The organism is Rhodopirellula sp. JB055 (assembly GCF_043100905.1).
Taxonomy (GTDB): Bacteria; Planctomycetota; Planctomycetia; order Pirellulales; family Pirellulaceae; genus Rhodopirellula.
Map to the genome: position 1 here is coordinate 1 of NZ_JBICHO010000327.1, position 6363 is coordinate 6363.

Genomic DNA, 6363 nt, shown 5'->3' on the forward strand with positions numbered 1-6363 from the left:
TCTCAAATGACCATCCGCAGCCGCGCCGAAGGCCAAGACGGCGGGTGCCAAATCGACATTCGCGGGGGAGTGATTGAAACACCTGGCCCGTGCGGCTGTCCGGTCGGCACGGTGATCGAAGTTCGAAACTTGTTTTTCAACACGCCGGTTCGTCGAAAATTTCTGAAGACCCCGCAAACCGAACGCGGGCACATCGTCGAAGCCTTCACGCGTTTGGCCCTTGCCAACCCGAAGGTTCACTTTGTCCTGCGCAACGGCGACAAGGAGATGTTCGACCTCTTGCCGACGACGCGTTGGGCGGATCGCATCGAGTCTTTCTTTGGAACCGAAATTTCCGAAGCGTTGATTCCAATCGAGAACCAAGACGAAACCGTTCAGATCACCGGTTATGCCTGCGACCCATCGGTCAGCCGAGGCAACAACCGAATGCAGTACCTGTTTCTCAACGGTCGGCACATCCGAGACCGAGCCCTGCAACATGCGTTGGGGGAAGCTTACCGAGGCATGTTGATGGTCGGCCGCCATCCGGTTTGCTTCCTGCGAATGCAAATGCCAGCAGACATGATCGATGTCAACGTGCACCCCGCAAAACTGGAAGTTCGATTCACCGACAGCGGACGAGTGTACAGCCGATTGCTACAAACGCTCCGCCAGCGTTTTCTTTCCACCGACATGACTCATCGTGTGGGCTCCAACCCGGTCCCCGCACCGATGAGCGAAGAGGAACAACGCCAGACCGCTCCCGAATCGGTCATGGGCATGCGTCCCAATGAGGTCGACCAACAACGTCAGTCCGTGATTGAATGGGCCCGAACCGGTGGATCTCCACCGGGAGCTTACGCGACGTCCAATACTCAGATGCTGGGCGGAACAAGCGGCACGCCGGAATTTCGACCGTTCGGTGATTCCAATTCCATTGGCCATGGCTCGCACGCCTCCACAGGCATGGCAGCCCCGTCCGCGCCGCTCGGTTCGCCGAACACCTGGTCACCGGGATCCGCCGCCGGTGTCGATTCACATCGTCCATCGACAGCCGCCGAGGGCATTGAGATGACGCCGTGGGATGGCGACAACTCAGGTAGTTCCAACGCGAATGATCCAGGAACAGCCGGCTCGTCACACGATGCAGCTCAGGCCACCGGTGTTCCCACACCCAGCGTGAGTCACCTTGGATTTCAGGTGCATCAGCGTTATCTCGTCACGCAAGACGAGAAAGGCATGGTTGTGATCGATCAACACGCTCTGCACGAACGTGTGCTCTACGAACGAGTCTGCCAAAAAGTGCTTCACGAAAACGCTTCTTTGGAAGCCCAACAGTTGTTGGTTCCAGAACCCGTTTCGCTGACTCCGGCCGAGCGAGCTGCGGCTCTCGAGGTGAAGGACACGCTCAGCCGAATCGGACTGGAGATCGAGGACTTTGGCGGCGAAACGATTTTGATCCAGTCTTACCCAGCGATGCTGCCCAACAAGCCGCCTGCCGAGATGTTGCGAACGGTTTTGGAATCCGTGATGGGCGCTGGCCGAGATCCCAACCCGAAGGATTTGCTGAATCACTTGCTCAGCACGGTTGCATGCAAAGCTGCCGTGAAAGCGGGCGATCCGCTGTCGCCGGAAGAGATCACCAGCTTGCTGGAACAGAAGGATTTGTACCAAGAAACGCATCACTGCCCACATGGTCGGCCAACGGCGTTGTTCTTCAGCCGCGATGAACTGGACCGAATGTTTGGTCGACTGGGCCCGCGTGGTAAAGCCTCGGTGTCGTCATGACGGACGCGAATCACCCGCGTCCCAAGCTGGCGATCACGATGGGGGACGCCGCTGGCATTGGCCCCGAAATCTCGCTCAGAGTATGGGACTCACCGGAAGTCCAATCGCAGGGTTACCCGCTGCTGTTTGGAGACGCGGCGATCTACCAACGGGCCGCGAAAAAGCTGGGCTGTGATTGCCCCGGCACGATCTCGCTGGCCGAATTTCTGGACATGCCAAAACAATCGATACCAAGCAACGCACCGCGCGGGGTGATCGTCGATTGCGGGAAACTCACTGCAGAAGAGCTCGATGGCTTCACGCCAGGAAAATTCAGTGCCGCGACCGGGCGAGCCTCCTATCAATCCGTCACCGACGCGATTGACGCAGCGGTATCGGGTCACGTCGACGCGATTGTAACGGGGCCCATCCAGAAGGAAGCTTGGCATCAAGCCGGGATCGATTTTCCCGGCCATACCGAGTTGTTGGCGGATCGAGCGGGCAGGGCAGCGCACGGCGAACCAGCAGACGTTCGCATGATGCTGGCCAGCGACACGATCGCGTGCGTTCTTGAAACGATCCACATTCCGCTGGCCGATGTCGCCACGCAGCTCAAGACCGAATCGCTAACACGGACGATCAACTTGGCGGGCGAAACGGTGCAACGCCGCAACCAAAATCGCGGTAGTTTGCTGCCGCCTCGCATCGCTGTTTGTGGCCTGAATCCACATGCGGGTGAAAACGGATTGTTTAGCCACCAAGAAGAAGAACAAATCATCCTGCCCGCGATTGAGGCTGCGAGGCAATCAGGATGGACGATCGAAGGACCGCTATCGCCCGACACCGCCTTCACGCCCGCGATGCGAGAACGAATCGACATTTACGTTTGCATGTATCACGACCAAGGATTGATTCCTTTGAAAGCGTTGTCGTTTGACGACGCGGTCAACGTCACGCTTGGATTGCCCATCATTCGCACCAGCGTCGACCACGGGACGGCCATGGACCTGGCTTGGCAAGGAAAAGCCAGCATCAATAGCATGTTGGCAGCGGTACGATGGGCGGTGCCGTGACGACAGGGGAGTCATGCCTGGAACAGCAAATCCAGCCCACTCGGTCTTCGATAGCATGGAGCTGGCTGGCCCTGATGGGCGTGTGCTTTTTGTACGCTGGCGACGCCGCTCCGGCGGTCAACGAAGCTCATTACTTAGTCAAAGCGAAAAACTTCTGGCAACCCGATTGGTGTGCCAACGATCTTTTTGCGTCCTCCGGCAAAGCCCACGCTACCTACTACGGGTTGTTTGGTTGGCCAACTCAATTTGTCTCGCTCAATACCACCGCTTGGTTGGGGCGGATCGTTGGTTGGTCGATCCTGGCGGCAGGCTTGCTTCGACTGACTCAAGCGATGCGGATGCCACCGATCAGCAGCGTGTGGGTCATGATCTTGTGGATTCTAGGAATCCAGCACGGGAATTTAGCCGGCGAGTGGGTCGTGGGTGGAATTGAAGCGAAGGTTCCCGCCTACGGCTTGGTGCTCTTCGGGTTGGCCGACATTGCCCAGCGGCGCTGGTCGCGAGGTTGGGTTTGGTTGGGTGCTGCGGCCGGGTTTCATGTGCTAACCGGAGGCTGGTCCGTGGTCGCTGCCGCGTTCGCATATTGGATCACCGAGCGTGGCCCCCAACGTTGGCGGGTCTCCGAATTGGCAGGCGAACGAGCGAGCGAGAGTGCCCGCTCTATCCCCGCCTTCTTCAGCCGAGGTTTGTTCCTTGGAGGAGCCCTGTCCCTGTTTGGGTTGGTTCCCGCTGCCGCGATGTCCTGGGGTGCCACCGAGGCCGAGCAGATTTCGGCGGCTCGGATTTACGCTTACTTTCGGATCTCGCACCATTTGATGCCCGCGGCTTTCCACTGGGATTGGTACATCCGCCATTCTGTGCTGACGCTGGTTTGCCTCGCGGGACTGTTCACCGCGTGGCGGAAATCTTCCGAAAACCAATGTAACGGCGCGTCCAGCGGAAACTTGCCTGCAACCGATTCCGTTCATGACGGTCTGCAGCGAGCCATCGGTTTCCGCATTCTGGGCGGCTTCGCTGTTGGCGCAATGGGGATCAGCCTGACTGGATTGCTGATTGGAATGCTCCCAGCGTTTTACCCGGATCAAGCCGCGAAGCTGCTTCGGTTTTACTGGTTCCGCTTGGCCGATGCGGTCACCCCGCTCGCCTTGGCATTTCTGGTGGTCCATTTTTATCTGGCCAAACCAATCTTTTCGAAAGAAAATGCCAGCGTCTCGCGTTCACCGGTTCGCCCGATCACCTGGCTCGGCGGGCTGGGAATGGTGTTGGCGATGGGATTTTTCGCTCAAGCCTGTTGGGAGCGGATGCAGACGGGGGTTCCGGTCTCGGTCAGCAATCGTTTGCTGGGGCTGAATTCCGATGCGGGATACGCCGAGCAGCGACAAACGCTGGAAGATTGGATCGACGTCTGCCAATTCATTCGGGCCAGCACCCCAGACGACGCAGTTTTACTCACGCCGCGGCATCAACAGACGTTCAAATGGTACGCTCACCGGGCGGAGGTCGTAAACTGGAAAGACACGCCTCAAAACGCGGTCGCGTTGCGAGAGTGGGCCAAGCGTTTCCTCGAGGTGTACCCGAAGCGACTTTCGGCCATGCGAGTCACCATTCGCTACGACGAGTTGCGATCCATGCGGGCGAAATATGGGTGTGAATGGATTGTGGTGGACCGCCGAGTTGTGGGCCCTGAATTGCCTCTGGTACAGATTTATCCTGCTTCGAGCCAGCGAAATTCGACCTACGCCGTGTATGAACTCCCTTGACCAAGCGTCCATTTGGCTTTTTGCGAAGAAATTCAGCCAAGAATTTTGTGGGGAGGCCAATTTTGGCCCAATTCCGTCTTGTCGCCCGTTCGCGGATCGGTACACTCTCCCTTCCTCATCGCAAGGCCGATCGATCGGTTGACGCATGGGGTGAACTTGAGCTGGCCAACGTAGCTCAGTTGGCAGAGCAGCTGATTTGTAATCAGCCGGTCGTGGGTTCGAATCCCTCCGTTGGCTCTTGCAAAATCGTTTCAGCGCCGACGGCGATTGAACCGAACAACAGACAACCGAAACAGTTTGCCAATCAAGTTCAAGAAAATTGAACCCAACGCAGACGAAACGTAGACAAGAAGAACACAGAAGAAAACAAAAAGAAGATCGATTCGGGTGCCATCGCACTTAACACGTGGTGCCAATGCACCACAACAAGGTGCCGCGGCACCGAGAAGAGAAGACATTTGAATCAGAAGCCACACTTTTGATTCAAACAGAAGATTTGGGGGTTTGCCCGAGTGGTTAAAGGGGGCGGACTGTAAATCCGCTGGCTATGCCTACATTGGTTCGAATCCAATAGCCCCCATTTCGAAAACGACTGACAATCCATCCGGCAAATGACCTTACCCAAGGTTGCTTGCCAGGAACGAATGTTGGCCCTTTTCAATTGCGGGTGTAGCTCAATGGTAGAGCAGCAGCCTTCCAAGCTGAATACGAGGGTTCGATTCCCTTCACCCGCTTAAAACGAAAGCTACTAGTGACTTGCGGCTCCTGGTCGAGTCAGACGCGTGGGCAACGCCCGGGCTTCTGATCGGTAACAACAGTGCCGTTCGCTAGCAGTTTTTTTTTGCTGCTGTAGCTCAGGGGTAGAGCGCCTCCTTGGTAAGGATGAGGTCATGGGTTCAAATCCCATCAGCAGCTCTCCGGTCGTCCGGCGGGTCAACATCTCCCACGTGGGAAGAAAGACGTTGGCCCTTTCAGATACGGGACGTCCAAACATTTCCGTTTCGTTTCGATTTTTGTAGATCGAATGCGATCGGCACGGCCGATTCGTCAGCGGTCCACCGTGGGTGTGAACACGGTCGCAGGCGAGGAGGGCTTCCGCAGGGCGTATCTCAGCGGGGGTAGTGGTGCAGGTCGCGATTGTAGGTGAATCAGCATGGCTAAGGACAAATTTGAACGGACCAAGCCCCACGTGAACGTTGGGACGATTGGCCACATTGACCACGGTAAAACCACCACGACCGGTGCAATCCTCGCTGTTCAAGCAGCCAAGGGTCTCGCCCAGGCGAAAGGTTATTCCGATATCGCGAAGGGCGGTACGGTTCGTGACGCAACGAAGACCGTGACCATCGCCGTGGCTCACGTTGAGTACGAAACGCCAACACGTCACTACGCACACATTGACTGCCCAGGTCACGCTGACTTCGTCAAGAACATGATCACGGGTGCCGCCCAAATGGACGGTGCAATCCTCGTTGTGTCGGCCGCAGACGGCCCGATGCCACAGACCAAAGAGCACGTTCTCTTGGCTCGTCAGGTTGGCGTTCCTTACATCGTCGTTTACCTCAACAAGTGTGACCTCGTCGACGACGAAGAGTTGCTCGAGTTGGTCGAACTCGAAGTCCGCGAACTGCTCAGCAAGTACGACTTCCCAGGCGATGACGTTCCTGTCATCCAAGGAAGCTCGCTGCCGGCATACAACAACCCATCGGACCCAGAAGCCAGCAAGGGCATCTCGGAACTCATGGATGCACTCGACGAGTACATCCCCGAACCAGCTCGTGAAG

The 6363-nt window shown here is 57.2% G+C and carries 4 protein-coding genes and 4 tRNA genes; all 8 read left to right on the forward strand.

From position 1 onward, the window contains the following. Window positions 1-1767 (forward strand): DNA mismatch repair endonuclease MutL (gene mutL / locus ACF8AM_RS12950; protein WP_392556035.1); only part of this gene is annotated, 1767 nt, incomplete at its 5' end. Further along, on the forward strand, window positions 1764-2819 hold the full coding sequence (pdxA, locus tag ACF8AM_RS12955; RefSeq protein ID WP_392556036.1) for a 4-hydroxythreonine-4-phosphate dehydrogenase PdxA: 1056 nt from the start codon (window positions 1764-1766) through the stop codon (window positions 2817-2819). The genes mutL and pdxA, both read left to right, overlap by 4 nt. Next, window positions 2804-4579: a DUF6798 domain-containing protein gene (locus tag ACF8AM_RS12960; protein ID WP_392556037.1), complete on the forward strand. Its 1776-nt coding sequence runs from the start codon at window positions 2804-2806 to the stop codon at window positions 4577-4579. Before pdxA ends, ACF8AM_RS12960 begins: the two co-directional genes overlap by 16 nt. Window positions 4580-4743: 164 nt before the next feature. Continuing rightward, window positions 4744-4816: transfer RNA gene (locus ACF8AM_RS12965), tRNA-Thr, on the forward strand. A gap of 261 nt (window positions 4817-5077) precedes the next feature. Further along, window positions 5078-5159, forward strand: a tRNA-Tyr gene (locus ACF8AM_RS12970). An 83-nt stretch (window positions 5160-5242) separates the two neighbouring features. Next, window positions 5243-5313: transfer RNA gene (locus ACF8AM_RS12975), tRNA-Gly, on the forward strand. 109 nt (window positions 5314-5422) lie between these two features. After that, window positions 5423-5494 (forward strand) — tRNA-Thr (locus ACF8AM_RS12980). Window positions 5495-5732: 238 nt separating this feature from the next. Then, window positions 5733-6363: GTP-binding protein (locus ACF8AM_RS12985; RefSeq protein WP_392556038.1), on the forward strand; the 631-nt coding region annotated here is incomplete at its 3' end.

Excerpts from the sequence above, each read along its gene's own strand:
- pdxA (WP_392556036.1), top strand. The coding sequence starts at position 1,764 with ATGACGGACGCGAATCACCCGCGTCCCAAGCTGGCGATCACGATGGGG.
- ACF8AM_RS12960 (WP_392556037.1), top strand. The coding sequence starts at position 2,804 with ATGGGCGGTGCCGTGACGACAGGGGAGTCATGCCTGGAACAGCAAATC.